Source organism: Kitasatospora sp. NPDC034533 (assembly GCF_055575155.1).
The window spans coordinates 17,657-41,746 of sequence record NZ_JBVITE010000001.1 but is presented as its reverse complement, the minus strand read 5'-3'; the positions used below and the strand labels follow the sequence as shown (position 1 = coordinate 41,746).

General features: G+C 74.5%; 24 protein-coding genes. 7 read left to right on the top strand and 17 right to left on the bottom strand.

Features of this window, described 5'->3' with window-relative positions; translation table 11 throughout:
* Nucleotides 1–15 precede the first annotated feature (15 nt).
* Nucleotides 16–504 carry a YajQ family cyclic di-GMP-binding protein gene (locus tag ACZ55U_RS00200; RefSeq protein WP_465520799.1) on the top strand — a complete coding sequence of 163 codons (489 nt, stop codon included), beginning with the start codon at nt 16–18 and terminating at the stop codon, nt 502–504.
* Between the two features lie 98 nt (nt 505–602).
* Here ACZ55U_RS00200 and ACZ55U_RS00195 read toward each other — a convergent pair whose 3' ends face one another.
* Together ACZ55U_RS00195 and ACZ55U_RS00190 are read right to left on the bottom strand one after the other, a co-directional pair.
* Nucleotides 603–1,097 (bottom strand): hypothetical protein, encoded by a 495-nt coding sequence (locus ACZ55U_RS00195; protein WP_465520797.1) that lies wholly within the window; start codon nt 1,095–1,097, stop codon nt 603–605.
* Nucleotides 1,098–1,139: 42 nt separating this feature from the next.
* Nucleotides 1,140–1,799 carry an ArsR/SmtB family transcription factor gene (locus ACZ55U_RS00190; protein WP_465520795.1) on the bottom strand — a complete coding sequence of 220 codons (660 nt, stop codon included), beginning with the start codon at nt 1,797–1,799 and terminating at the stop codon, nt 1,140–1,142.
* Between the two features lie 139 nt (nt 1,800–1,938).
* Here ACZ55U_RS00190 and ACZ55U_RS00185 point away from each other — a divergent pair, with 139 nt between their 5' ends.
* The 4 genes from ACZ55U_RS00185 (at nt 1,939) to mug (ending at nt 6,715) form a co-directional block, all read left to right on the top strand.
* Complete coding sequence (locus tag ACZ55U_RS00185; RefSeq protein ID WP_465520793.1) at nt 1,939–3,339, top strand: MFS transporter; 1,401 nt, start codon at nt 1,939–1,941, stop codon at nt 3,337–3,339.
* Nucleotides 3,340–3,923: 584 nt separating this feature from the next.
* Nucleotides 3,924–5,003 (top strand): aminopeptidase P family protein, encoded by a 1,080-nt coding sequence (locus tag ACZ55U_RS00180; RefSeq protein WP_465521247.1) that lies wholly within the window; start codon nt 3,924–3,926, stop codon nt 5,001–5,003.
* A 117-nt stretch (nt 5,004–5,120) separates the two neighbouring features.
* The gene (locus ACZ55U_RS00175; RefSeq protein WP_465520791.1) at nt 5,121–6,152 is read left to right on the top strand and encodes a phosphatase PAP2 family protein; all 1,032 of its coding nucleotides are present in this window, start codon (nt 5,121–5,123) and stop codon (nt 6,150–6,152) included.
* A 14-nt stretch (nt 6,153–6,166) separates the two neighbouring features.
* On the top strand, nt 6,167–6,715 hold the full coding sequence (gene mug / locus ACZ55U_RS00170; RefSeq protein ID WP_465521245.1) for a G/U mismatch-specific DNA glycosylase: 549 nt from the start codon (nt 6,167–6,169) through the stop codon (nt 6,713–6,715).
* A gap of 23 nt (nt 6,716–6,738) precedes the next feature.
* Here mug and ACZ55U_RS00165 read toward each other — a convergent pair whose 3' ends face one another.
* Nucleotides 6,739–7,755 (bottom strand): LysR family transcriptional regulator, encoded by a 1,017-nt coding sequence (locus ACZ55U_RS00165; RefSeq protein WP_465520789.1) that lies wholly within the window; start codon nt 7,753–7,755, stop codon nt 6,739–6,741.
* Nucleotides 7,756–7,979: 224 nt separating this feature from the next.
* Between ACZ55U_RS00165 and ACZ55U_RS00160 the strand changes: the two genes are divergently transcribed.
* Nucleotides 7,980–8,984 (top strand): NADP-dependent oxidoreductase, encoded by a 1,005-nt coding sequence (locus ACZ55U_RS00160; RefSeq protein ID WP_465520787.1) that lies wholly within the window; start codon nt 7,980–7,982, stop codon nt 8,982–8,984.
* 33 nt (nt 8,985–9,017) lie between these two features.
* Here ACZ55U_RS00160 and ACZ55U_RS00155 read toward each other — a convergent pair whose 3' ends face one another.
* A complete protein-coding gene (locus tag ACZ55U_RS00155; RefSeq protein ID WP_465521243.1) occupies nt 9,018–9,890 on the bottom strand; it encodes a sigma-70 family RNA polymerase sigma factor in 873 nt (290 codons plus the stop codon).
* Nucleotides 9,891–10,192: 302 nt separating this feature from the next.
* Here ACZ55U_RS00155 and ACZ55U_RS00150 point away from each other — a divergent pair, with 302 nt between their 5' ends.
* A complete protein-coding gene (locus ACZ55U_RS00150; RefSeq protein WP_465520785.1) occupies nt 10,193–10,879 on the top strand; it encodes an NAD(P)H-dependent oxidoreductase in 687 nt (228 codons plus the stop codon).
* A gap of 6 nt (nt 10,880–10,885) precedes the next feature.
* Here the strand turns inward: ACZ55U_RS00150 and ACZ55U_RS00145 are convergent, their stop codons facing one another.
* From ACZ55U_RS00145 to ACZ55U_RS00085, 13 genes are all read right to left on the bottom strand, one after another.
* Nucleotides 10,886–11,842 carry a M48 family metalloprotease gene (locus ACZ55U_RS00145; protein WP_465520783.1) on the bottom strand — a complete coding sequence of 319 codons (957 nt, stop codon included), beginning with the start codon at nt 11,840–11,842 and terminating at the stop codon, nt 10,886–10,888.
* A gap of 3 nt (nt 11,843–11,845) precedes the next feature.
* Nucleotides 11,846–12,271 carry a BlaI/MecI/CopY family transcriptional regulator gene (locus ACZ55U_RS00140; RefSeq protein WP_465520781.1) on the bottom strand — a complete coding sequence of 142 codons (426 nt, stop codon included), beginning with the start codon at nt 12,269–12,271 and terminating at the stop codon, nt 11,846–11,848.
* A 182-nt stretch (nt 12,272–12,453) separates the two neighbouring features.
* Nucleotides 12,454–13,317, bottom strand: a complete 864-nt coding sequence (gene htpX, locus ACZ55U_RS00135; protein ID WP_465520779.1) for a zinc metalloprotease HtpX — start codon at nt 13,315–13,317, stop codon at nt 12,454–12,456.
* Nucleotides 13,318–13,592: 275 nt separating this feature from the next.
* Nucleotides 13,593–15,140 carry an NADH-quinone oxidoreductase subunit N gene (locus tag ACZ55U_RS00130; RefSeq protein WP_465520777.1) on the bottom strand — a complete coding sequence of 516 codons (1,548 nt, stop codon included), beginning with the start codon at nt 15,138–15,140 and terminating at the stop codon, nt 13,593–13,595.
* A gap of 56 nt (nt 15,141–15,196) precedes the next feature.
* The gene (locus ACZ55U_RS00125) at nt 15,197–16,777 is read right to left on the bottom strand and encodes a complex I subunit 4 family protein (protein ID WP_465520775.1); all 1,581 of its coding nucleotides are present in this window, start codon (nt 16,775–16,777) and stop codon (nt 15,197–15,199) included.
* Between the two features lie 53 nt (nt 16,778–16,830).
* Nucleotides 16,831–18,891 (bottom strand): NADH-quinone oxidoreductase subunit 5 family protein, encoded by a 2,061-nt coding sequence (locus ACZ55U_RS00120; RefSeq protein WP_465520773.1) that lies wholly within the window; start codon nt 18,889–18,891, stop codon nt 16,831–16,833.
* On the bottom strand, nt 18,888–19,280 hold the full coding sequence (gene nuoK / locus ACZ55U_RS00115) for an NADH-quinone oxidoreductase subunit NuoK (RefSeq protein ID WP_465520771.1): 393 nt from the start codon (nt 19,278–19,280) through the stop codon (nt 18,888–18,890). Before nuoK ends, ACZ55U_RS00120 begins: the two co-directional genes overlap by 4 nt.
* The gene (locus ACZ55U_RS00110) at nt 19,280–20,062 is read right to left on the bottom strand and encodes an NADH-quinone oxidoreductase subunit J family protein (protein ID WP_465520769.1); all 783 of its coding nucleotides are present in this window, start codon (nt 20,060–20,062) and stop codon (nt 19,280–19,282) included. Before ACZ55U_RS00110 ends, nuoK begins: the two co-directional genes overlap by 1 nt.
* Nucleotides 20,059–20,610: a NuoI/complex I 23 kDa subunit family protein gene (locus ACZ55U_RS00105; RefSeq protein ID WP_465520767.1), complete on the bottom strand. Its 552-nt coding sequence runs from the start codon at nt 20,608–20,610 to the stop codon at nt 20,059–20,061. Before ACZ55U_RS00105 ends, ACZ55U_RS00110 begins: the two co-directional genes overlap by 4 nt.
* Before the next feature lie 100 nt (nt 20,611–20,710).
* Nucleotides 20,711–21,670, bottom strand: coding sequence for an NADH-quinone oxidoreductase subunit NuoH (gene nuoH / locus ACZ55U_RS00100; protein WP_465520765.1), 960 nt, complete (start codon nt 21,668–21,670; stop codon nt 20,711–20,713).
* Complete coding sequence (locus ACZ55U_RS00095; RefSeq protein ID WP_465520763.1) at nt 21,667–22,815, bottom strand: NADH-quinone oxidoreductase subunit C; 1,149 nt, start codon at nt 22,813–22,815, stop codon at nt 21,667–21,669. The genes nuoH and ACZ55U_RS00095 overlap by 4 nt, the downstream gene beginning before the upstream one ends.
* Complete coding sequence (locus ACZ55U_RS00090; RefSeq protein WP_465520761.1) at nt 22,812–23,447, bottom strand: NADH-quinone oxidoreductase subunit B; 636 nt, start codon at nt 23,445–23,447, stop codon at nt 22,812–22,814. The genes ACZ55U_RS00095 and ACZ55U_RS00090 overlap by 4 nt, the downstream gene beginning before the upstream one ends.
* Nucleotides 23,438–23,854 carry an NADH-quinone oxidoreductase subunit A gene (locus tag ACZ55U_RS00085; RefSeq protein ID WP_465520759.1) on the bottom strand — a complete coding sequence of 139 codons (417 nt, stop codon included), beginning with the start codon at nt 23,852–23,854 and terminating at the stop codon, nt 23,438–23,440. The genes ACZ55U_RS00090 and ACZ55U_RS00085 overlap by 10 nt, the downstream gene beginning before the upstream one ends.
* Between the last annotated feature and the right edge of the window lie 236 nt (nt 23,855–24,090).

Sequence of the window (24,090 nt, the reverse complement as noted above, 5' to 3'; positions counted from 1 at the left end):
AGGAGACCAACACCCATGGCCGACTCCAGTTTCGACATCGTCTCGAAGGTCGAGTGGCAGGAGGTCGACAACGCGATCAACCAGACCTCCCGCGAGATCGCGACCCGCTTCGACTTCAAGAACGTGGGCGCCGAGATCAGCCGCTCCGGCGAGAAGATCGAGATGAAGGCGAACGGCGAGGAGCGCGTGCGCGCCGTCCTCGACATCCTCCAGACGAAGTTCGTCAAGCGGGGCCTGTCGCTGAAGGCGCTGGACGCGAACGAGCCCCAGCTCTCCGGCAAGGAGTACAAGATCTTCGCCAACGTCAAGGAGGGCATCAGCACCGAGGACGCGAAGAAGGTCGCGAAGATCATCCGCGATGAGGGCCCGAAGGGCGTCAAGGCGCAGGTCCAGGGCGACGAGCTGCGGGTCAGCTCGAAGAGCCGCGACGACCTCCAGGCCGTGCAGGCCCTGCTCAAGGGCAAGGACCTGGACTTCGCGATCCAGTTCGTGAACTACCGCTGACCCCGGTCGGTCGGTCCGACGGACGACGGCGCGGCCCTGCTTCCCGGTTCGGGGGCGGGGCCGTTCGCGTCGGTGGGGCGGCGCGGGTGGGCGGCGGCTCAGTCGGTGGGTTCCGCCCAGCCGGCGGTGGTGCGGTGCCGGCCCAGGCCGACCGTCTCGAACTCGTCGGCCCGGCCCTCCTCGGTGCGCGCGCCGATCCGTCGCAGGACGCGGGAGATCGGGGTGCCCTCGTCCGGGGAGGGTTCGAACTCGCCGATGGTGAGCGGGCCGAGGGCGATCTTGCCGTCCACCCAGACGGCGGCGCGCTGGGTGCCGCTGCCGCCGAAGTACTCGGCCTCGACGCAGGCGATCGGGCCGGCCTTCGACCAGGCGGCCAGCCGGAGTTCGAAGCCGTCCGTGTGCCAGCCGAACCCGGCTCCGCCGCCCGGCTCGCGCACGCTGCCGTCGCTCTGGAGCCCGGCGAGGACGGCGGGGGTGACGGGGATCAGCGCCAGGCCCTGCGCCAACGGCACCACCCGGGCCGCGGGAACCTCCGCCGCCGCCACCGCCAGCAGCTCCTGTGTTCCTATCAGCGCCTGGAGTTCGTAGGACATGCCGGACATGGTGTCCCACCGCACTGACAGTCGACCCGGAATTTATGATTCCGTGCCCGGTCGGAGACCGTAGAGCAGGGTAAAGGCGGTCACGTCCAGCGCATCCTCGCTCGCGCTCGGACCTTCTTCGTTCAGTTCGTCGAAGATTTCGGCCAGTTGGGAGCGCAGGCGTTCGAGCCGCTCCGGACTGAGCCGCATCGTGAAGTCCGCGAACAGCCCGTGCGGCGGGCGGCCCGAGCCGTCGGACGGACGGCCGAAGTCCAGCCGCCCGTCGACGATCCTGGCGCGGAAGTCGGCCCGCACCCGGTCCATCGCCGCCACGATGGCCTCGTAGGCGTCGGAGCGGGCCGGCGAGTCGGCGGTGAACATCCCCGGGGACAGCCGGATCGAGGCCTGGGCGACCCGGTAGCGGCTCTCCACGATGCCGGAGACCAGCCGGGTGCCGGCCACCAGGACCAGCCCGGCCTTCTCCAGCTGCTTGATGTGCCGGTAGAGCTTGGTCTGCGGCTCGTCGAGCGCGGCGGCGATCTCCTTGGCCGTCAGCGGGCGCTCCCCGGAGGACTGGAGGGCGCCGAGGATGGCCAGGCGCAACGGGTCGGCCAGGGCCTTGAGGACCGCGACGTCGGACACCTGGCGCTCCTTGACCCAGGTGACGGGCTGCTGCTCGCCGCTGTCGGCGGGTTCCGGTGCGTGCTCGACCACGGGCCCACCCTTCCAGACCGGTCGCGCCCGACGCAATCACGCCTCGGTGAGCGCTCACCCTTGTGGGATCAATCATGTGTTCGTCATCATTCACTCAAGCGTGAATGGTGACAGCGGTCGCAATGATGGGGGCGGGCAGATGACGGACCAACCGACGGGAGCGGCGGAGGCGGCGGAGGCGGCAGCAACGGCGGAAGCGGCGGAGCCGCGACCCGAACCGCTGTCGCCGCTCGTGCCGCTGCGGCGCAACCTGCGGTTCCAGGCCCTCTGGGCCGGCCAGGCCTCCGCGACGCTCGGCATGGTGATCGGCGACACCGCCTTCCCCCTGCTGGTCCTCGCGCTCACCGGCTCCTCCACCTCCGCCGGGGCCTTCGGCGCCGTGCAGATGGTCACCACCCTGCTGCTGGGCGTCCACGGCGGTGCGGTGGCCGACCGGGTCGACCGCCGCCGGGTGCTGATCGCCTCCGACACCGCCCGGCTGCTCGCCCTCGCCAGCGTCCCGGTGGCCCTGGCGTTCGGCCCGGTGAACCTCGCCCACCTGCTGCTGGTCGCCGCCGTGATCGGCGCGACCGTCGCCTACAGCGGCCCGGTCCGGCTGCTCGCGCTGCGCTCGGTGGTCCCGCCGGAGCAGCTGTCCCAGGCGCTGGCCCAGGACGAGGCCCGGATGAGCGGCGCCTCGCTGGCCGGACCGCCGCTGGCCGGGTTCCTGTTCGGGCTCGGCCACGCGGTCCCCTTCCTCGGGGCCGCCCTCGCCTCGCTGTTCGCGGCGACCGCCGCCGTCGCGGTGCGCTTCCCCAGCCCGCACCGGTCCGGGGCTCCCGGCGAGCGCACCGCGGACAGCGCCCTGGCCGGCTTCCGCGTCCTCGCCGCCTCCCCGCTGCTGCGGAGCGCGCTGGCCGTCCTGCTGGTGCTCAACCTGGCCGGGGCTGCGCTGCTGCTGCCCGTCATGGTGCTGCTGCGCGAGCACGGCACCAGCAGCGCGGGGATCGGCCTGGCCCTGGCCGGCGAGGCGGTCGGAGCGCTGGCGGGCGCCGCGCTGGTCGCCCGGCTGCACCGGCTGGCCGGGCCCGGCGTCCTGCTGCTGGCGGTCGCCTGGAGCGCCGTACCGGTCCCGCTGGCGCCGCTGCTGCCCGGCGGAGCGGCCACCGTCTTCGCCGCGCTGTTCGTGTTCGGCGCGGGTGTGCCGACGCTGCGGGTGATGCTCGACCTGCTGGTCTTCCGCCAGGTGGCGGACGCGCTGCGCGGCCGGGTGATCGCGGCGACCATGACGTTGCTCACCGCCGGCATGCCCGCCGGGAGCTTCGTCGCCGGCCTGCTGCTGGACCGCTCCTCCCCCGCCACCGTACTGGCCGCGCTCAGCGCCCTGCTCGCCGTCGCGCTGCTGGCCGCGACCGCGAGCGGCACGCTGCGCCGCGCCGCCTGGCCCGCCGAAGCGACGGCCGAGACGACGGTGGAGGCGGCGGCCGAAGCGAGGGCCGAAGCGGTGGCCGAGGCAACAGCCGAGACGAAGGCCGAAGCGACGGCCGGGCAGCAGGGCTGACGCCCCGGCCGGGCGACCACCGGTCCGTGACCGGCCGGTCACCCGCCCGGGCGCCCGCCGCATGCGACGCACCCGGCAACCGGGTGAACTGACCGGGTACGGCCCGCAGCGGGGTGCTCCCGGGCGGGCCGCGGCGCGGTGACGGCACGCCCGCGCCGGGCCCGCACCCGAGGAGGACCGGATGAGCTCCACGGCCCCGCCCCCACCCGGCGCCAGGACGGCCGGCCATCCGGCCGTGACCGCCCTCCTGCGCTTCCTCCGCCTCCTCCGCCTCCTCCGTCTCCTCCGTCTCCTCCAGCTGCTCCGTCCTTCCCGGCCGCCGACCGCACCCTCTGCCTGCCCGCCGGCCCCGCACCCGCCGCCCCCTACCCGGACCGCTCCCCGGACCGCTCCCCGGACCGCTCCCCGGACCCGCCCGGCCGACCGCGCCCGTCGGCCGGGCCACCCTGCCGCCTCCCCACGGGCTTCGCCAACTCGGCCAGCACATGATGGAGTTGACGCGCCGAAGCACCAACCGCCCCACCCGGCCCCGAGGAGGAACCGCCGTGCCCAGCCCGTTCACCGTCGAGGACCACCGCGCCCGGATGGCCCGTGCCACCGCCGAGGCGACCGCCGCCGGACTGGCCGGCCTGGTCGTCGCCCCCGGCCCCGACCTGGCCTACCTGTGCGGCTACACCCCCACCGCGATCACCGAGCGGCTGACCGCCCTCGTCCTCGCCACCGGGCGCGAACCCACCCTGGTCGTCCCCAAGTTGGAGCGCCCGGACGCCGAGAAGGCGGTCGGCGCCCCGGCCGTCCGGCTGCTCGACTGGTCCGACGGCGAGGACCCGTTCGCCACCGCCGGCCCGCTGCTCGACCCGACCGGACGGTACGGCGTCTCCGACAACACCTGGGCGCTGCACCTGCTCGGCCTCCAGGCCGCACTGCCCGGCGCCTCGTTCACCTCGCTCACCGAGACCCTGCCGATGCTCCGCGCCGTCAAGGACACCGAGGAACTGGAGCTCCTGGCCGCGGCCGGCGGCGCGGCGGACGCCGCCTACCGGGGCATCCTGGAAGTCCCCTTCGCCGGCCGCCGGGAGACCGACGTGGCCGCCGACCTCGCCGCACTGCTCATCCGGTACGGGCACAGCCAGGTCGACTTCACCGTCGTCGGCTCCGGCCCGAACGGGGCCGATCCGCACCACGAGGCCGGTGACCGGGTCATCCGTACGGGTGACACCGTGGTGCTGGACTTCGGCGGCCTCAAGGACGGCTACGGCTCCGACACCACCCGCACGGTGCACGTCGGCCCGGACGTCCCGGAGGAGGTGCGGACCGTCCACGAGCTGGTCCGGCGCGCCCAGCAGACCGCCTTCGAGGCCGTCCGCCCCGGGATCGGCTGCCAGGAGATCGACCGGATCGCCCGCCGGGTGATCACCGAGGGCGGGTACGGCGAGTACTTCATCCACCGCACCGGCCACGGCATCGGCACCACCACGCACGAGCCGCCGTACCTGGTCGAGGGCGAGGAGCGGCCGCTGGTGCCCGGGATGTGCTTCTCGATCGAGCCCGGGATCTACCTGCCCGGCCGGTTCGGCGTGCGGATCGAGGACATCGTCACCGTCACCCCGGCCGGCGGGCGCCGCTTCAACAACACCCCGCACGAGTTGGCCATCGTGTCCTGACCCCGCCCGGCCCGCCGGACCGGCCTTCGAATCGAGTGTCGACCGGCCGGACACTCTTACGATCCAGTCATATTTCACCCAGAGTCCTCCAAGTTTGGGTTGGTAGGTTCGGTGCGCATGACCAAGACCCTTCCCCCGGCCCCGCACGACGTGCGGGCCGGGCAGCCGCGCCCGGTGCCTCCGCCCCGCCCACGCGTGACGGGCTGGTCGAGACTCCGGCTGCTGGCCTGGCCGATCTACCTGACGTTCTTCCTCTGGTTCCTGCGGACCGAGGGCATCCCCGCCGCCAACGACGTCCTGTTCCTCTGGCTGATCGCCGCCCTGCTGACCGCCGCCGTGCACAGCGGGCACGGCCCCCGCGGCTTCCTCCTGGTCCTGCGCGACTGGGTCCCGGTGATGGCCGTGGTGTGGACGTACTCGCTGCTGCGCGGCTACGGCGCCCACACCCCGTGGGCCCCGCACTGGCTGCCGCAGCTGCGCTTCGACGAGGTGCTCGGCTTCGGCGAGACCTGGACCGTCCGGCTCCAGCACGCCCTCTACACCCCCGGTTCGCCGCACTGGTACGACTACGCCGGGGTGGCCGTCTACCTCTCGCACTTCTTCGTCGTCTTCCTGCTGCTCGCGGTGCTCTGGCGGCGCGCCCACCACCGGTTCCGGCAACTGCTCGCCGCCTACCTGACGCTGACCTTCGCGGGCTTCGCCACCTATCTCCTCTACCCGGCCGACCCGCCGTGGCTGGTCGCCCAGGAGGGCAACCTGCCGCACCTGTCCCGGGTGGTCTGGGAGGTGATCTCGGTGAGCGGGCTGCCGCAGGCCGGCTCGCTGCTGGAGAACGGCAGCCAGTTCGCCAACGACGTCGCCGCGATGCCCTCGCTGCACTCCGCCTACCCGGCGATGCTGCTGTTCTTCTTCTGGCCCACCGCCAAGCCCTGGCTGCGGGCGGTGCTGGTCGCGTACCCGCTCGCGATGACGTTCACCCTGGTCTACGGCGCGGAGCACTTCATCATCGACGTCTTCGTCGGCTGGGCCTACGCGGCCGTGGTGGTGTTCGGCCTGCGCCGGCTGCGCGACCGCCGGGCGGCCGCCAGGAGCGCGGCACCGGCCCCGGCACCGGCCCCGGCGGAGGGCACGGCAGACTTGGCCGGGTGAATCCGCGCGCACCGATGAAGCCCACCCCCGAGCAACTGCTGGCCGCCAAGGACACCACCATCCCGGACGTCTCCGGGCCCGGGCTGCGGGTGCTGTTCTGCGGCATCAACCCGGGCCTGTGGTCCGGCGCCACCGGGCACCACTTCGCCCGCCCCGGCAACCGCTTCTGGCCAGCCCTGCACCGCTCCGGCTTCACCCCGCGCCAGTACCGTCCGGACGAGCAGCGGGAACTGCTCGCACTCGGCCTGGGCATCACCAACGTCGCCCCGCGCACCACCGCCAAGGCGGACGAGCTGACCGCCGAGGAGCTGCGCGAGGGCGGCGCCGCGCTGCGCGAACGGGTGCTGCGGCTGCGTCCGCGCGCCCTGGCCGTGCTCGGCATCGGCGCCTACCGGACGGCCTTCGGGCAGCACCGGGCCGCGCTCGGGCGCCAGCCGAAGGGCATCGGCGACACCGAGGTGTGGGTGCTGCCGAACCCCAGCGGCCTCAACGCCCACTACACCGTGGACGGGCTGGCCGCGGAGTTCCGCAGGCTCCGGGAGGCCGTGGAGAGCCCTGCCTGATCGGACCGCACCGGAACGGAGGGTCACGCCCGAGCGGAGGCCCGTGCCTGAGCGGAGGGCTGGAGGGAGGGCTGAGAGGACCGAGCCGAGGACCAAGCGGTGGGCTGAGCGGAGGGCCGAGCGGAGGCCTGAGCGACCGCCGGACGAGCCGCCGACAGCCCGGCCGGCAGCGGCAGCTCGCGCAGCTCCCGGATCACCGCCCGGACGGCCGCCGTCCCGGCCAGCTCGGGCGTGGTGACGTACCCGACGGAGCGGCTGGGCGGCCGCGGCCCGAGGTCGGTGACGGCGAGTCCGGCCGGGGCGCCGAGCAGGGCGGTCCGGGGCATGATCGCCATGCCGAGGCCCTGGGCGACCAGCGAGAGCGCCACCGTGTCGTCCTCCACGTCCACGGTCGCGGGCGGGATCCACTCCTGCCGCTGCCACCAGTCCCGGGTGTACGAGCCGCAGTTCTCGTCCCAGTCGACCAGCGGGAGTTCGCGCGGCGCCGGGTGGCCGTGCGGGTGCGCGAGCGCGTACGACTCCTCGTACAGGCGCACCGCGACCAGGCCCGGGACGGGCGGCGGCCCGCCGGCGTCGAGCGTGGCCAGCCCGAGGTCGGCGCGCCCGTCGGCGACCTCCCCGGCGCTGCCCCGGCCGATCTCCCGGACGATCCGGACCCGGGTGCCGAGCCCGGGGTGGCGCTCGGCCAGCCGGGCCAGGACGGGTGGCAGCAGATGGGCCGCGGCGCTCCGGAAGGCGGCGATCCGCACCGTGCCGGTCAGCGGCCCGTCCGCTCCGGCGCCGCGCACTTCGGGGCCGATCGCATCCAGCAGCCGCAGGATCCGGCGGGCGTACGCCACCGCCCGAGCGCCGCCCTCGGTGGGGCGTGCGCCGTGGCGCCCGCGGTCGAAGAGCACCGTGCCGAGCTTCCGCTCACAGGCGCGCACGGCGTGCGAGACGGCGGACTGGGTGGTGCCCAGGCGCACGGCGGCCGCCGTGAAGCTCCGTTCCTCCTCGACGGCGACCAGGGCGCGCAGCTCGTGCGGGGCGAGATCGGTCATGGGCCCGAATCTAGCCCCCCGGGCGCCGCGCCACCCGCCTCGGCCCGCGCCGCCCCACCTCGGACGCACCTCTTCTCCGCCCCACGCCCCCGCCTCGGATCCGCGATCCATCGATCCCGCTCATGGATGCCGCCGTTCCATCGGCCGGTACCCCTGCCCGGCCGCTCCCCCGCTTCCTACGGTGATCACGTCCCGTCGCCGTAGCAGCCCCCGGAGCAGCCCCGATGTCCCGTCCCACCGTCCGCGCCGTCCACCTGGTCTCCCGCCCCGACGGCATGCCGACCCCCGGGAACTTCGCCTTCGTCGAGGAGGCCGTCCCGGCACTCGCGGCGGGCGAGGCCCTCGTCGAGAACCTCTACCAGTCCGTCGATCCGTACATGCGCGAGGAGATGGAGGAGGGCGGCTGGGCGCTGCACGCACCGCTGGAGGGCCGCGCCCTCGGCCGGGTGGTGGAGTCCCGGGCCGACGCCCTGCCGGTCGGGGCGCTGGTCCAGCACCGTCAGGCCTGGCGCACCCACTCGGTGGTCACCACCGAGCGGGCGAGCCCGCTGCCCGCCTTCGACGGCGTTCCGCTCAGCGCCCACCTGTCGGTGCTCGGCGGCACCGGGCTGTCCGCCTGGGTCGCGCTGACCAGGATCGCCCGGCTCCAGCCCGGCGAGACGCTCTTCGTCTCGGCGGCGGCCGGCGGGGTCGGTACCGCCGCCGGCCAGCTCGCCCGGCTGCTCGGCGCCGGACGGATCGTCGGCAGCACCGGCTCCGCCGCCAAGGCCGCCCGCCTCACCGAGCGGCTCGGCTTCGACGCCGCCTTCGGCTACCACGACGGCCCGATCGCCGAGCGGCTGCGCGAGGCCGCCCCCGACGGGCTGCACGTCTACCTGGACAACGTCGGCGGCGACCACCTGGAGGCCGCCATCGGCGCCCTGCGCGACCGCGGCCGGATCGCCTGGTGCGGCGCCGTCGCCCAGTACAACCGGCTCGGGAACCCGCCGGCCGCCCCGCGCAACCTGTTCGACGTGGTCGGCAAGAGCCTGCGGCTGGAGGGCTTCCTGGTCCGTGACCACCTGGACGCCCGGCCGGAGCTGTACGACTTCCTCGTCCCGCACCTGCGCTCGGGCGCCGTCGTCCCGGACGAGACGGTCGTGGACGGCTTCGACCGGGTGGTGGACGCCTTCCTCGGCATGCTGCGCGGCGCCAACACCGGCAAGATGCTGGTCCGGATCGCCGACTGACGTCCACCGGAGCCCTCGGGCCGCCGGCCCGGCTCACCCGGGCAGGACGGCCAGTTCCAGCGCGGCGAGCCGGGCCTGGTCGGCGATCACCTCGAACCCGGCCACCCGGCCGTCCGCGACCGCCATCCGCAGCACCAGCCGCAGCCGCCCGTCCGGGGCGACCAGGATGCCGGGCATCCCGTCCACCAGCGCCACCGCGCCGTAACGGGCCCGGCGGCCGAAGACCGTGGTCTCCTGGGCGATCGCCTCCGCGCCCCGGGCCACCGGGGCGCGGCCCGGCAGCAGCGCCGCCGGATCGGCGCGGCGCACCGCGTCCGGGGCCAGGACGGCCAGCAGGGCGGACAGGTCCCCGCCCCGGGCGGCGGCCAGGAACGCCTCCACCACCCGCCGGTGCCCGGCCAGCGGCTCCGGCGGCAGCGCGGCCGTCCCCCGGACCCGCTGCCGGGCCCGGCTGGCCAGCTTCTTGGCGGCGGCCGGGGTCCGCCCGACGATCGGCGCGATGCGGTCGAAGGGCACCGCGAAGCCGTCGTGCAGCACGAAGGCGACCCGCTCGGCCGGGCCCAGCCGGTCCAAGACCACGAGCAGCGCCCGGCCCACCGACTCGACCAGCAGCGCCTCCCGCTCCGGCTCCGGGCCGCCGCCCGTCGGGTCCGGCAGCGCCTCGCCGGTCGGCTCCTCGCGGCGCGCGGCGCGGGCCCGCAGCAGGTCCAGGCAGATCCGGGAGACCACCGTGGTCAGCCAGCCGGGCAGGTTGTCGATCTCCGCCTCGTCGGTGCGGACCAGCCGCAGCCAGGCCTCCTGCACGGCGTCCTCGGCCTCGCCGGTCGAGCCGAGCATCCGCTGGGCGATCGCCCGCAGCCGTCCGCGCTCCGCCTCGAAGCGAGCCGCCACCTCCTCTGCTGCCACCGACCCTGCCACCGCCTCCCCGGCCGCCAACCGCTCCACCGCCGCTTCCCCTGCTACCACCGACCCGGCCGTCTCCCCTGCCGCCACCGACCCTGCCACCGCCCGCCCGGCCGCCAACCGCTCCACCGCCGCTTCCCCTGCTACCACCGACCCGGCCGTCTCCCCTGCCGCCACCGACCCTGCCGCCGCCCGCCCGGCCACCGCCTCCGGCATCCCGTTCCGGTCCATCGGTCACCTCTCCCCGGCCCGCCTCGTCACCGCTATGACGATCCGTCCTCCTCCGAGGTGACCAGGAGACCACCATGACCCCCGCCACGCTGCTCCACCTGGACTCCAGCATCAGCCCGTCCGGCTCGGTCAGCCGTGCCCTGACCGCGCGGTTCGCCGCGGCCTGGCGCGCCCGGCACGGCGCCGCCGCCCGGTACCGGCACCACGACCTCGCCGCCGACCCGCTTCCGCCGGTGCGCGCCGCCTTCGACGCCCTCGGCCGCCGCGCCGAGCGCAAGGGGGTGCTCCCGCTGGACGACATCGGCCGCCTCGCCGAGGAGCCGGACGAGGCGCGCGAATGGGCGCTCAGCCGCCCGCTGATCGAGGAGCTGCGGACCACCGGCACCCTGCTGATCGGCAGCCCGATGTACAACCTCACCGTCTCGACCGGCCTCAAGGCGTGGATCGACCGGGTCTCCTTCCCCGGCGTCTACCAGGACCCGGACAGCGGCGAGCCGCTGCTGCGCGACACCCGGGTGGTGGTCGTCGCGGTCCGCGGCGGCGGCTACGGGCCGGGCACGCCGCGCGAGCACTGCGACTTCCAGGCCCCGTACCTGCGGGCGTACTTCGAGAGGATCGGGGTGTCCGCACACCGGCTGCACGTCGTCACCGCCGAACTCACCCGGGCCGCGGACATCCCGGCGCTGAACGGCCTCCAGCCGCTCGCCGCCGCATCGCTGGCGGCGGCCGAGGCCGCCGTCGACGAGCTGAGCCGCCACTAGGGCGTGTCAGAGCGGCGTGACGGCCTTCAGCACCACCAGCAGGGCCACGACGGCGTTGAGCGCGCACAGCGCCGACGCCGCCGTGCCGATCGCCGCGACCATCGCCGCCAGGCCCGCCGGGGTCTTGGCCGGCGGCCAGTTGCGGGAGGTCGGCACCGGGCCGAGCAGTGCGGCGACCCGGCGCGGCACCGGACCGGCCGCGGCGGCCGGGGTGGCGAAGGCCGCGAAACCCGGCGTCGGGACGGCGTGCGAGACCAGGGCCGCCCGGGCCACCGCCCGGGCGGTGATCCGGCGGTCCCCCACGGCCTGGGCCGAGTCCTCGTCCGCCCACCGCTCCGCGCTGTACGCCACCGCGGACTGCAACGGCCGCAGGAACGGATTGACGCAGGCGGCCAGCTGGGTGGCGAGCAGGTACCGGTGGTGCCGGTGGCGCAGGTGCGCCCGTTCGTGCGCGAGCAGCGCCTCGCGCTCGTCGGCGGCCAGGCCGGCCAGCATCCCGGTGGAGACCACCACCCGACCGGGCGAACCGGGCAGCGCGTAGGCGTACGGGCTCCGGTCCGGCAGCACCGCGAGGTCGCTGGACCCGTCCGGCCCGGCGGGCAGCCCGGCCAGGGCCCGGCGGGCGCGTGCCCGCACCCGCAGGTGCCGGACGATCGTCCGGGTGGAGGTGAAGCTCACCAGGGCCAGCAGCCACATCGCGGCCGTGCCGACCGTCTCGTGGTACGGCAGCGCGGCCCGCACCTCCGGGTCGGACCAGCTGTCCGGCAGCGGGTTGCCGGGGATCTGCGCGGTGCCCACCACGCCGATCAGCGCCAGGCAGAGCACGCTGCACACCGCCATCACCGCGCTGATCACGGTCATCAGCCGGGTCGCGCCGCGCGGATGCAGGTGCTGCTCGGTCAGGCGCGCGATCGGGACCGCGGTGAGCGGCAGGACGAGCGGGAGGAAGACGACGAAGCCCACGGGTCAGCTCTCACGGTCGGGCGCTGCCGGATCGGCGGACGCGGCGTCCAGCAGCGCCCGGAGCAGTTCCTCGTCGTGCGGCAGCAGCGCGCTGACGAAACTGGCCAGGACGGCGTCCCGGTCCGCCTCCCCGTCGAGCATCCGGCGCATCCGCAGGGCGGCCAGCCCGGCGGCGTCCGAGGACGCCTGCCACAGGTACGAGCGGCCGGAGCGGCTCCGGGTGACGGCGTTCTTGGCGTGCAGCCGGGACAGGATGGTCATCACCGTGGTGTAGGCCAGGCCGCCCTCCAGGCGCTCCTGGACCCATCCGGCGGCGACCGGACCGGGCGCCCGCTGGAGCACCGCGAGCACCTGCGCCTCCAGCTCACCCTGGCCGCGTCGTCGGGCCGGCGCGTCCCCGGCCGCCGGGACGTGCCTCTCGTCTGCCATGACGGCCCACTCCCTCCGGATGCCGCGCCCGGACCGCCGGACGCGGACTCATCCTAACGAGCAGGGCGCCGCCGCGAACCCGGTCGGCGCAAGGGTTCGGGGGCGTACGGCGCCCTCCCGGCGGCCCTGCCGGGGCACCTGCCGACGGGCCGCCGGGGGCCCCGTCGGTGGCGCGGGGTGCGCTACCGCCCGTAGCCCGCCATCCGCTCCAGGCGGGCGATGCGCTCGGCCATCGGCGGGTGGGTGGAGAAGAGCCGGGCGCCGGCCTCGCCGGGGCGGAAGGGGCTGGCGATCATCATGTGGCTGGCCGTCTGGAGCTGCGGCTCCGGCGGGAGGGGCAGCCGGCGGGTGCCGGCGTCGAGCTTGCGCAGGGCGCTCGCGAGGGCGAGCGGGTCCCCGGTGATCCGGGCGCCGTCGGCGTCGGCCTGGTACTCGCGGGAGCGGCTGACCGCCATCTGGATCAGCCCGGCAGCGAGCGGACCGAGGATCATGATGGCGAGCATCCCGAACAGCCCCGGGCCGTCGTCGTCCTCGCTGCGCCCGAACGGCACCAGCCAGGCGAAGTTCACCAGGAACATCACCACCGAGGCGAGCGCCCCGGCCACCGAGGAGATCAGGATGTCCCGGTTGTAGACGTGGCTCAGCTCGTGCCCGAGCACGCCCCGCAGCTCGCGCTCGTCCAGGATCCGCAGGATGCCCTCGGTGCAGCAGACGGCGGCGTTGCGCGGGTTGCGGCCGGTGGCGAAGGCGTTCGGGGCGGGGGTCGGGGAGATGTAGAGGCGGGGCATCGGCTGGCGGGCCGAGGTGGAGAGCTCGCGGACGATCCGGTACAGCCCGGGGGCCTCGAACTCGCTGACCGGCCGGGCCCGCATCGCCCGCAGCGCGAGCTTGTCGCTGTTCCAGTAGGCGTAGGCGTTGGTGCCGAGGGCGACCAGCAGGGCGATCAGGAAGCCGGTGCGTCCGAAGAGGCTGCCGATCACCAGGATCAGCGCCGAGAGGCCTCCGAGCAGGACCGCGGTCCTCAGTCCGTTGTGCCGGCTGTGCACGTCAGGCCCTCCAATGGTGCGGTGGGGAAGCCCTTTCTGCCTCGTCCCTCTTGCCCGGTCAACGGGTGGGGCCGAGGGCCTTGTTCCCTTGTGACCCGACACGGTGACCGACGCGACACCGCCTCGGCGCCCTCCCGATGCCGTCCCGATGCCGTCCCGGCGCCCGCTCGGCGCCCGCTCGCCACCGCCGGGCCGCGCTCCGGCGCGACCCGGAAGCGGTGACGGCACCGCTCCGGAAGCGGCCGGGGACCGACCCGGAACCGGGCCGGACCGGCTCAGAACAGCGAGCCGCCGGCGACCTGGAGGACCAGCTGCGGCGCCACCGACAGGACCACCGCCGCCGAGGCGGTGAGCCCGAGCGTCGCGCTGAGGCTCAGCGGCAGTCGGCGGCCGGCGACGGCCCCTCCGGCGGGCGCGTCCTCCGCCACCGGGGTGAACAGCCGGGCCGCCCACAGCAGGTAGTAGTACAGGGCGACGACCACGTTGACGGCCATCAGCACGGCCAGCCAGCCCAGCCCGGCGTCGACCGCCGCGCGGAACACCACGACCTTGCCGAACAGGCCGACCACGCCCGGCGGCAGTCCGGCCAGGCAGAGCAGGAAGAAGGCGAGCGCCAGCGCCGTCCAGCGGTCCCGGGCGAACAGGCCGCGGAAGTCGTCCACGCTGGTCCCGGCCCGGCGGCCGACGGCGGCGACCGCCCCGAAGGCGCCGAGGTTCACCACCCCGTAGATCAGCGCGTACGCGGCGGTGGCGCCGAGCGGGTCAGCCCCGGACGGCCCGTAGCCGGCCGCCGCGAGCGGCACCAGCAGGTACCCGGCCTGGCCGACCGAGGACCAGGCGAGCAGCCGCACCGCGCTGTACCGGGTGTCGAAGCGCTGCCGCAGCGCGCCGACGTTGCCGGCGGTCATGGTGACGGCGGCCAGGACGGCGAGCACCGGCCCCCAGGTGCCGGCGTACGGGCGGAAGGCGACGGTGGTGGCGAGCGCGAGCCCGGACAGGCCGGCCGCCTTCCCGACGACCGAGAGGTAGCCGGCCACCGGCAGCGGCGCGCCGGTGTAGGTGTCGGGCACCCAGAAGTGGAACGGGACGGCGGCGACCTTGAAGGCGAAGCCGACCAGGGTCAGCACCGCGCCGGCCTCGCCCAGCACCTTGAGCTGCGCGGGGGCCTGCTCCAGGCCCTGGGCGACGGCGCCGAGGTGCAGGCTGCCGCTGGCCGCGTAGACGAAGCCGACGCCGAGCAGCATCACGGCCGTCGCGGTCACCGAGGAGACGAAGAACTTGAACGCGGCCTCCGCGCCCCGGCCGTCCCGGCGCAGCGCGACCAGGGCGAAGGCGGGCAGCGAGGCGACCTCCAGGGCGATCACCATGGTGGCGAGGTCGCGGGAGGCGGGCAGCAGCGCGGCGCCGGTGGCGCTGGAGAGCAGCAGGAACCAGTACTCGCCGCGCGGCAGCCCGTCCACCTCCACGGTGTGCGCCGACAGCAGCGCCGCGATCAGCGCGCCGCCGAGGGCGAGCAGCTGGAACACCAGGGCGAAGTGGTCGGCGACGTACGAGCAGCCCCCGTTGTCAGACCCCCCTGCTACGTTCTGCACGCAGAAGGTCGCTCGGGGTGATCCACCGGTGAGGGGGAGGAGTGCGATGAGGGCGAGGGCGAGTCCGGCCGCGGTGAGGCGGCCGAGCCACTTCTTGTGCCGCTCGGGCAGGAACAGGTCCGTGAGCAGCACCGCGAGGGCGGTCACGGCGGCGATCAGCGGGGGCGCGAGCGCCACCCAGTCCACGGACTGGATCAGGCTGCCCGGGTTGGCTACGGCGAGGGAGGTCACAGTGTGCTGCCCCGTGGAGTGAGGTCCGAGTGCGGCGGTCTGGGCGGCGAGCACGGTCAGCCACCCCCGAGGAGGTGCTTGACGGCGGGGTCGGAGAGGCCGAGGAGCAGCGCGGGCCAGAGGCCGGCGAGCAGGGTGAGCGCGGCCAGCGGCGTCCAGCTGACGGCCTCGTACGGGCGCAGGTCGGCGAGCTCGGCCACCGGTGCGGGCTGCTCGGGGTCGCCCATGCAGACGCGCTTGACCACGATCAGGAGGTACGCGGCGGTGAGGAGGGTGCCGAGGCCGGCCACGGCCATGTAGGTGACGAACGCGGGGCGCGACAGGCCGTCGGCCGGGTCGAACGCGCCGAACATGGCGAGCAGCTCGCCCCAGAAGCCGGCCAGGCCGGGCAGGCCGAGGCTGGCGACGGCGGCGAAGGCGAGCAGCACGCCGAGCCGCGGGGCCCGGCCGTACAGGGCGGCGCCGGTGGTGCCGGAGAGGGTGTCGAGGTCGGCCGTGCCGTAGCGGTCCTTGAGCGCGCCGACGACGAAGAACAGCAGACCGGTGATCAGACCGTGGGCGATGTTGGCGAACAGCGCGCCGTTGACGCCCACCGGGGTGAGGGAGGCGATGCCGAGCAGCACGAAGCCCATGTGGCCGACGGAGGAGTAGGCGATCAGGCGCTTGAGGTCGCCCTTGGCGCCGGGGCGCGAGAGCGCCAGGCAGGCCAGTGAGCCGTAGACGATGCCGACGGCCGCGAAGGCACCCAGGTAGGGGGCCAGCGTGGCGGCGCCGTCCGGCACGACCGGGAGGAGGACGCGGACCAGGCCGTACGTGCCCATCTTCAGCAGCACGCCGGCGAGCAGCACCGAGCCCACCGTCGGGGCGGCGGTGTGCGCGTCGGGGAGCCAGCTGTGCAGCGGCCAGGCGGGGGCCTTGACCGCGAGGCCGACCAGGATCGCCAGCGCGGCGGTCACCTGGGTGGTGTGGCTGAGGCCGCTGCCGTGCGCGGTGGCCAGGGCCTGCATGTCGAAGGTACCGGCCTTGCCGCCGACCAGCAGGAAGCCGAGCAGCATCACGGCCGAGCCGAGCAGCGTGTAGAGGATGAACCGGTTGGCGGCCGGCACCTTGGCGCCGATCCCCCAGCGGGCGATCAGGAAGTACATCGGGATCAGCACGATCTCGAAGGCCAGGAAGAAGAGCAGGAGGTCCAGCACCGCGAAGGTGGCGAGCATGCCGACTTCGAGCAGCAGGAACAGTCCGACGAACGCCTGCGCGGACGGACGGTGCTCGTCGGGGGCCCCGCCCCGGGCACCCCCGTCCGGCAGGCGCTTCTCCGAGTACAGCGCGCAGAGGAAGGTGAGCAGTGCGGTCAGCACGATCAGCGGCAGCGAGACGCCGTCCACCCCGAGGTGGAAGCGCACGTGCAGGGCCGGGATCCAGGACAGGTCGGTGGTGGCCTGCATCCGGGCGGGTTCGTCGTGGTCGAAGCCGGCCGCGAGGGCGACGGTGAGCAGGAACACCGCGCCGGTGACGACGGTGTTCAGCCGCAGGGCCCGCCGGTCGGCCACGGCGCGGTCCGGTCCGAACACCGGCGCCAGGGTGAGTGCGGCACCGAGCAGCGGCAGCGCCAGGAGGGCGATGAGGACTGCGTTCATCGGGGGCTCCCGGCAGCGGTCGAGGGGGCGGAGGTGGAGGACAGCGGCACCGGTTACACCGCCACCAGGACGGCCAGCAGGACGACCCCGGCCAGCAGGGCGCTGAGGTACGTCTGCGCGTTGCCGGTCTGCGCGAGCCGGACGGCCCGGCCGAGCAGGTTGGCTCCCACACTGCTGCCGCGCACGTAGGTCTCGACGACCTCGCGGTCGAGGAAGCGGACCAGCCTGGCGGCGGCGCCGACCGGGCGGACGAACAGCGCGTGGTACAGCCGGTCGACGCCGAAGCCGTGCCGGGCCGGCTCGAACAGCGGGCCGAGCAGGGTGCGCCCGGGGTCGGCGACGATCACCTCGGCGACCGGGGCTCCGCCCTGCCCGGGCACTCGGCCCGGGAGGGCCGGGGCCGGACGGCCCGTGTCCAGCCGGGCGGTCGCCGCGCGCCAGGCGCCGTACGCGGCGATGACGCCGACGACGGCGAGCCCGGTCGCGGTGACGGCGGTGACGGCGGAGGGCCGCAGCGTGCCGCCGTCCAGCAGCGCGGGCAGCCAGTCCGAGCGCAGGCCGACGACGCCGAAGCCCATGGTCGGCACGGCCAGCACCCAGAGCGGCCAGCGCATCGCGGGCGGCTCGGCGGTGGCCGGGTCGGCCTCGTCGAGCTCGGGCGAGTACGGCGCGCCGGCCTCGTGGTCGGTCGCGACCGTGGACCGGTCCGGGGAGGGCAGCACCACGGGTGCCACCGCGGCGGCCCCGGCCGGGCTGTGGAACGCCACCAGGAACAGTCGGGTCGCGTACGCGGCGGTGAGCAGCGCGGTGAGTCCGGCGGAGATCAGCACGATCCACCCGGCCGCCTGCGGCACCGCCGAGGACGGGCCGAGCCCGCTGGTCAGCGCCTCGCCGTTGGCGGCGTGCTCGGCGGCGGTCAGCACCGCCTCCTTGCTGAAGAAGCCGGAGAACGGCGGCAGCCCGACCAGGGCGACCAGCGCGATGCCCATCGTCCAGTAGGCGTCCGGCACCCGCTTGCGCAGTCCCGGGATGCGGGACATCGCGGAGATCGAGTTGGTGTGCGCGGCGTGGATCACCACACCGGCGGCCAGGAACAGCAGGGCCTTGAACGCGCCGTGGCTGACCAGGTGGAAGACGGACGCCTCGCGGTCCCCGCTGGCCAGCGCGCCGGCCATGTAGCCGAGCTGGCCGACGGTGGAGTAGGCGAGCACCCGCTTGAGGTCGTCCTGGGCGAGCGCGCAGAGCGCCGAGCCGATCATCGTCACGGCGGCCATCACCGCGAGCACGACCAGCGCCGCGCCCGACAGCAGGAAGACCGGCAGCAGCCGGGCGACCAGGTAGATGCCGGCCGCGACCATGGTGGCGGCGTGGATCAGCGCGGAGACCGGCGTCGGGCCGGCCATCGCGTCCGGGAGCCAGGTGTGCAGCGGGAACTGCGCGCTCTTGCCGGCCACGCCGGCGAGCAGCAGCAGCGCGGTCAGCGTCGGGTGGCCGAGCCGGCCCTCGGTCGCGGCGGCCAGCACGTCCGGGACGCGGAAGCTGCCGGCGTCCGCGCCGAGCAGGAAGATCCCGAACAGGAACGGCACGTCACCGAGCTTGGTGACCAGGAACGCCTTGAGCGAGGCCGAGCGGGCGTCCTCGGTCTCCCAGTGGTGGCCGATCAGGAAGTACGAGCACAGGCCCATGACCTCCCAGCCGACCAGCAGCACGATCAGGTCGCCCGAGTAGACCACCAGGAACATCGCCGCGGTGAACAGCGAGACCAGCGCCGCGTACGACGGGTAGCGCGGGTCCTTCGCGAGGTACGCGGTCGAGTAGACCTGGACGCAGGTGGCGACCAGCCCGACCAGTACGGAGATCAGCGAGCTGAAGCCGTCCAGGTGGAGGGCGAGCGCGATGTCCGGGCCGCCGGTCGGGGTGAGCCGGGTGGCGGCGTCCAGGGTCTGGCCGGTGCCGAGCTGGAGGGCGACCACCAGGGCGAGCACCGCCGAGACGGCGACCGGGACGATCGCCAGCGGCCGGGCGAGCCCGGGCGACTTCTTGCCGACGGCCAGGGTCGCGGCGGCGCCGAGCGCGGGCAGTGCCGGGACGAGTGCGGGCAGGGCGAGGTTCATGCGGTGGCCTGGCCCTTCCGTGCCTCGGCTCCGGCCGGGGCCTCGGCCCCGGCCGGCGACTCGTCGACGGCGAGCGCCTCGGCCGGGTCCCCGAGCGCGGTGGCCCGGTCGATGTCCGCGGTGCCCCTGGCCCGGAACAGCAGCAGGACGATGGCGAGCCCCAGCCCGATCTCGGCGGCGGCGACGGTGATGGTGAACAGGGTGAGCGCCTGCCCGGCGTGCAGCGAGTCGCGCAGCCAGGCGTCGAAGGCGACCAGGTTGAGGTTGACGGCGTTGAGCATCAGCTCGACGGACATCAGCACCAGGACGGCGTTGCGCCGGGCGAGCACGCCGTACACGCCGACGCTGAACAGCAGCGCGGCGAGGACCGCGGGGTAGGCGAGGTGCATCAGCTCTCCTCCGTCACGGGCTCGGCGGCCGGCGGAGCCGACTCGGGCGCGGACGGCTTCGGCGTGCCCGACTCGGCCGTGACCGACTCGGCCGTGGACGGCTTCGGCGCGGACGGCTCGCGCTCGGACGGCTTCGGCGCGGACGCTGCGACCGTCCCGTTGGAGCCGACCGGCCGCCCGGCGCGCAGCTTGCCCGCCCTGGGCGCCGGCACCCACCGCCCGGACCCCCGGGACAGCACGATCGCGCCGACCAGCGCCGCCAGCAGCAGCACGGACAGCGCCTCGAAGGGCAGCACCCAGTGCCGGAACAGGCTGGCCCCGGTGACGGCCGTCGAGCCGCCGCCCTGGCCGAGGTCGATCCAGGAGGCCCGGAAGGCGTCGACCACCAGAGTGACCAGCGTCCCGGCCGAGGCCAGCGCCACCACCAGGGCGACCGGGCGGTTCCCGGAGTCGGCGTCCGGCGAGCGCCCGATCGGCGCCTTGGTGAGCATCAACCCGAACAGCACCAGGACGACCACCGAGCCGAGGTAGATCAGCACCTGCACCCAGGCGATGAACTCGGCCGTGAGCAGCAGGAACTCCACCGCCAGCCCGCCGAGCGCGACCACCAGCCAGAGCGCGGCGTGCACCAGCTGCCGGGTGGTCACGGAGACCACCGCCGAACCGAGCACGGCTATGCCGACCAGCAGGAAGACGATCTCCTGCCCGGTCGGGGACAGGAAAGAACGGGCGGCCGGGTCCAGGGACCCGGTCGCCGCGAGAAGCGTGGCGGCACCACTCACGCGTCGTCGCCCTCCTTCTCGGTGGCGGCCGCGGCCGCCAGCTTGTCCGCCGCCTTGCGCGCGGTGGCGATCTCCTTGGGCTCCTCGGCCGCCGGGTCCAGCGCCGGGGGCGCGGGGACGGTCCACATCCACTCGCGGAGCTTCTCCCGCTCGTGGGTGAGCTCGTGGATGTCGGTCTCCGCGTACTCGAACTCCGGCGACCAGAACAGCGCGTCGAAGGGGCACACCTCGATGCAGATCCCGCAGTACATGCAGAGCGAGAAGTCGATGGCGAACCGGTCCAGCACGTTGCGGGTGCGGGCCCGGGCGTTCGGCTCGGCGGCCGGCAGCGTCTCCTTGTGGGAGTCGATGTAGATGCACCAGTCCGGGCACTCGCGCGCGCAGAGCATGCACACCGTGCAGTTCTCCTCCAGCAGCGCGATGACGCCGCGGGAACGCGGCGGCAGCACCGGCTGCACGTCGGGGTACTGCGCGGTGACGCTCTTCCTCGTCATCGTCCGCAGGGTCACGGCCAGCCCCTTGGCCAGGCCCGCACCGGGAAAACTCATGCGCCCACCTCGCTACGCCCGGCAGGGGCGTTCGCCCGTACGCGCCGACCGATGATTCGCTCTCCCCCAGCCTCCGGCCGGGGGTACCCCCATCGCTCGTTCACGCGATCGCCACCTTGATGATGCCGGTGAGGGCCAGCTGGACCAGCGCGAGCGGGATCAGCCCCGTCCACGCGAAGCGCATCAGCTGGTCCTCGCGCAGACGCGGGTAGGTGACCCGCAGCCAGATGACCACGAAGGCCAGCGCGAAGGTCTTGAGGATCATCCAGAGCCAGCCAAGCTGGTCCGCCATCGGGCCGTGCCAGCCGCCCAGGAAGAGCACCGCCGTCAGCGCCGACACCACCAGGATGCCGACGTACTCGGAGAGCAGGAAGAACGCGAAGCGCAGCCCGGTGTACTCGGTGTACGCGCCGAAGATGATCTCCGAGTCGGCGATCGGCATGTCGAACGGCGGGCGCTGGAGCTCGGCCAGGCCGGCCGTGAAGAAGACGAACGCGCCGATGATCTGCCAGGGCAGCCAGTACCACTCCCAGGCGTCCACGATCCCGGGCAGCGAGAGCGTCCCGGCGGCCATCGCCACCGAGGCCGCCGCCAGCACCATCGGCAGCTCGTAGGACATCAGCTGGGCGGCCGTGCGCAGGCCGCCGAGCAGCGAGAACTTGTTCGCCGAGGCCCAGCCGGCCATCAGCTTGCCGATCACGCCGACGCCCATCACGGCCAGCACGAAGAACAGCCCGGCGTCGATCGCCTGGCCCACGAAGCCGTTCGGGCCGACCGGGATCGCCAGCAGCACGAAGAGGTACGGCAGCAGCGAGACGGCGGGCGCCAGCTGGAAGACCCGGCGGTCCGCCCCGGCCGGGACGATGTCCTCCTTCTGGGCGAACTTCACGCCGTCCGCGACGAGCTGTGCCCAGCCGTGGAAGCCACCCGCGTACATCGGGCCGAGCCGGCCCTGCATGTGCGCCATGACCTTGTGCTCGGTCTGGCCGATGACCAGGGGAAAGACCAGGAAGACGACGAGGGTGGCGACGCAGCGCAGCACCGTGTCGAGCAGGTTCACGTACCGTCTCCGTCCTGGTCGGCCGCCGCGGCCGAGGTGTCGTCCTGCTGCTCGACGGGCTTCTCCTCCGACGGCTTCTCCGCCGACGGCTTCTCGTCGTGGGCGGGCACCGGGTTGTGCCAGGGCGCGTCGGAGGAGCGCGGCCGTACCGGCGGAGCGCCCTCGGCCCCCGAGGTGGCGGGAGCGGCGGGAGCCGCACCGGCGGCAGCCTGACTCGCCGACCCCTCCGACACCGACCGGGTCCGCCGCGGCCGATCCGCCCGCACCGGCGGAGCACCCTCGACACCCGAGGCACCCGAGGCGGCGGGAGCCGCGGGAGCCGCGGGAGCCGCACCGGCGGCAGCCTGGCTCGCCGAACCCTCCGACACCGACCGGGTCCGCCGCGGCCGATCCGCCCGCACCGGCGGCGGAGCACCCTCGACACCCGAGGCACCCGAGGCGGCCGGAGCCGCAGGAGCACCAGGAGCCGCACCGGCCGCACCCGCCCGGGGCCCGCGCGCCGCCCCCGCCGCCCGCGCACCGCGCGCCGGCCGCTCGGCGACCGGCGGCAGGGTGCCCTTGAGCGGCCCCCACTCGTTCGGGTCCGGCACACCGGCCGGCTGCATCTTGCGCCGGGCCGGCCCGCCGCCGTGGTCCGACTCGCCCGGCTCCTTGGCGCCCGGCCAGTCCTTGGCGACCCGCGCCGCGAGCACGAACTCCTTGCGCAGCGGGTGCCCCTCGAAGCCGTCCGGCAGCAGCAGGGTGACCAGGTGGGGGTGCCCGGGGAAGTCGATGCCGAACATCTCGTGGGTCTCGCGCTCGTGCCAGGCGGCCCCCGCGTACACCGCGACGGCGGTCGGCAGCGCCGCCCCCTCGCGCGGCAGCCGGGTGCGCAGCGCGAGGTGCCGCACCCCCGGCGCCTCGGCGGCGGCCAGGTGCGCGACCACGGAGAAGCCCTCGGCGAGCTCGTCGACGGCGCTCAGCCAGTCGAAGAAGCCCAGGCCCAGGACGTCCCGGGCGTTGGTGAGCGCCTCGATCCAGTGCTCGGCGGGAACGTCGACGGTGATCAGCCCGTACGCCTCGGCGCCGGTCGCCCACTCCCCGACCGACGCCGCGTACTGCTCGGCCGTGAGCCGCTCGGCAGTTCGCTCGCCGTACTCGCTCATGACGCTCCCCCGTCACCGGACGGGCCGGCCACCAGCGGGCGCCGCAGCGCGGACGGCGGCGCGGTGTAGCGGCCCGGGAGGGACTCGGCGGCGATCTTCTCCTGGAGCTTGAGGATGCCCTGGAGCAGCGCCTCCGGCCGCGGTGGGCAGCCGGGCACGTAGACGTCCACCGGGATGATCTGGTCCACGCCCTTGGTGACCGAGTACGAGTCCCAGTACGGCCCGCCGGAGTTGGAGCAGGCGCCGAAGGAGATGACGTACTTCGGCTCGGGCATCTGCTCGTAGAGGCGCTTGACGGCGGGCGCCATCTTGTCGGTGACCGTCCCGGAGACGATCATCAGATCGGCCTGCCGGGGGCCGGGCGCGAACGGGATGACGCCCATCCGGATGAAGTCGTGCTTGGCCATGGAGGCGGCGATGAACTCGATCGCGCAGCAGGCCAGCCCGAAGTTGAAGCACCAGAGGCTGTAGCGGCGGCCCCAGTTGAGCACCACCTTGACCGGGTCCGGCGCGAGCCGGGCCAGCGGCCCGAGGCCGCGGCGCTCGACGGCGCCGGGGTGCGCCGGGTCCGGCAGGCCGAGCGGCACCGGGCCGTCCTGCGCGCCGTGCGGGTGGGAGTGCGTCACGTCCATTCCAGAACGCCCTTCTTCCAGGCGTACAGCAGCCCGACCGCGAGGAAGCCGATGAACAGGAACATCTCGACCAGCGTCCCGGCGCCGTACCCGGCGGAGGCGAAGACGGTCGCCCAGGGGAACAGGTAGATCGCGTCCACCGCGAAGATCACGTACAGGAAGGCGTACACGTAGTAGCGGATCTGGGTGTGCGCCCAGTCGTCGCCCACCGGGTCCACGCCGCACTCGTAGGCGAGGAGCTTCTCGGGCGAGTGGACCACCGGTCGCAGCAGCCGGTTGGCGGTGAACGCCACGGCGACGAAGAGCACCCCGACGACGGCCAGCAGGCCCATCGCGGCGTACGCGTCGAAGTAGCCGCCGCCGACCGCCGGGTCGGCCGCGCCGGCAGCCGCGTGCTGCCCCTCCATGCCTTCGCCTCCACCTCGGCCGTGAACCCGCCCTCAGGACAGTTCTACGACGTTTGCTCTCATGGTCCTAACCATGGCCAATGCGTGAGTCTAAGGGGACCGATCCGCTCCACTCGACCCCCGCCCGATCCGCAAGACGACCGGTGGACGTCCCGGGCGGACCCCGGACGACCGGGCCGGGGGTGGGGATAACCCCCGGCCCGGAAGATGTATCACCCCCATGGCACCCGCCGCCC

Excerpts from the sequence above, each read along its gene's own strand:
- ACZ55U_RS00200 (WP_465520799.1), top strand. The coding sequence starts at position 16 with ATGGCCGACTCCAGTTTCGACATCGTCTCGAAGGTCGAGTGGCAGGAG.
- ACZ55U_RS00195 (WP_465520797.1), bottom strand. The coding sequence starts at position 1,097 with ATGTCCTACGAACTCCAGGCGCTGATAGGAACACAGGAGCTGCTGGCG.
- ACZ55U_RS00185 (WP_465520793.1), top strand. The coding sequence starts at position 1,939 with ATGACGGACCAACCGACGGGAGCGGCGGAGGCGGCGGAGGCGGCAGCA.
- ACZ55U_RS00180 (WP_465521247.1), top strand. The coding sequence starts at position 3,924 with ATGGCCCGTGCCACCGCCGAGGCGACCGCCGCCGGACTGGCCGGCCTG.
- ACZ55U_RS00175 (WP_465520791.1), top strand. The coding sequence starts at position 5,121 with ATGACCAAGACCCTTCCCCCGGCCCCGCACGACGTGCGGGCCGGGCAG.
- mug (WP_465521245.1), top strand. The coding sequence starts at position 6,167 with ATGAAGCCCACCCCCGAGCAACTGCTGGCCGCCAAGGACACCACCATC.
- ACZ55U_RS00165 (WP_465520789.1), bottom strand. The coding sequence starts at position 7,755 with ATGACCGATCTCGCCCCGCACGAGCTGCGCGCCCTGGTCGCCGTCGAG.
- ACZ55U_RS00160 (WP_465520787.1), top strand. The coding sequence starts at position 7,980 with ATGTCCCGTCCCACCGTCCGCGCCGTCCACCTGGTCTCCCGCCCCGAC.
- ACZ55U_RS00150 (WP_465520785.1), top strand. The coding sequence starts at position 10,193 with ATGACCCCCGCCACGCTGCTCCACCTGGACTCCAGCATCAGCCCGTCC.
- ACZ55U_RS00140 (WP_465520781.1), bottom strand. The coding sequence starts at position 12,271 with ATGGCAGACGAGAGGCACGTCCCGGCGGCCGGGGACGCGCCGGCCCGA.
- ACZ55U_RS00125 (WP_465520775.1), bottom strand. The coding sequence starts at position 16,777 with ATGAACGCAGTCCTCATCGCCCTCCTGGCGCTGCCGCTGCTCGGTGCC.
- ACZ55U_RS00120 (WP_465520773.1), bottom strand. The coding sequence starts at position 18,891 with ATGAACCTCGCCCTGCCCGCACTCGTCCCGGCACTGCCCGCGCTCGGC.
- nuoK (WP_465520771.1), bottom strand. The coding sequence starts at position 19,280 with ATGCACCTCGCCTACCCCGCGGTCCTCGCCGCGCTGCTGTTCAGCGTC.
- ACZ55U_RS00105 (WP_465520767.1), bottom strand. The coding sequence starts at position 20,610 with ATGAGTTTTCCCGGTGCGGGCCTGGCCAAGGGGCTGGCCGTGACCCTG.
- ACZ55U_RS00095 (WP_465520763.1), bottom strand. The coding sequence starts at position 22,815 with ATGAGCGAGTACGGCGAGCGAACTGCCGAGCGGCTCACGGCCGAGCAG.
- ACZ55U_RS00090 (WP_465520761.1), bottom strand. The coding sequence starts at position 23,447 with ATGGACGTGACGCACTCCCACCCGCACGGCGCGCAGGACGGCCCGGTG.
- ACZ55U_RS00085 (WP_465520759.1), bottom strand. The coding sequence starts at position 23,854 with ATGGAGGGGCAGCACGCGGCTGCCGGCGCGGCCGACCCGGCGGTCGGC.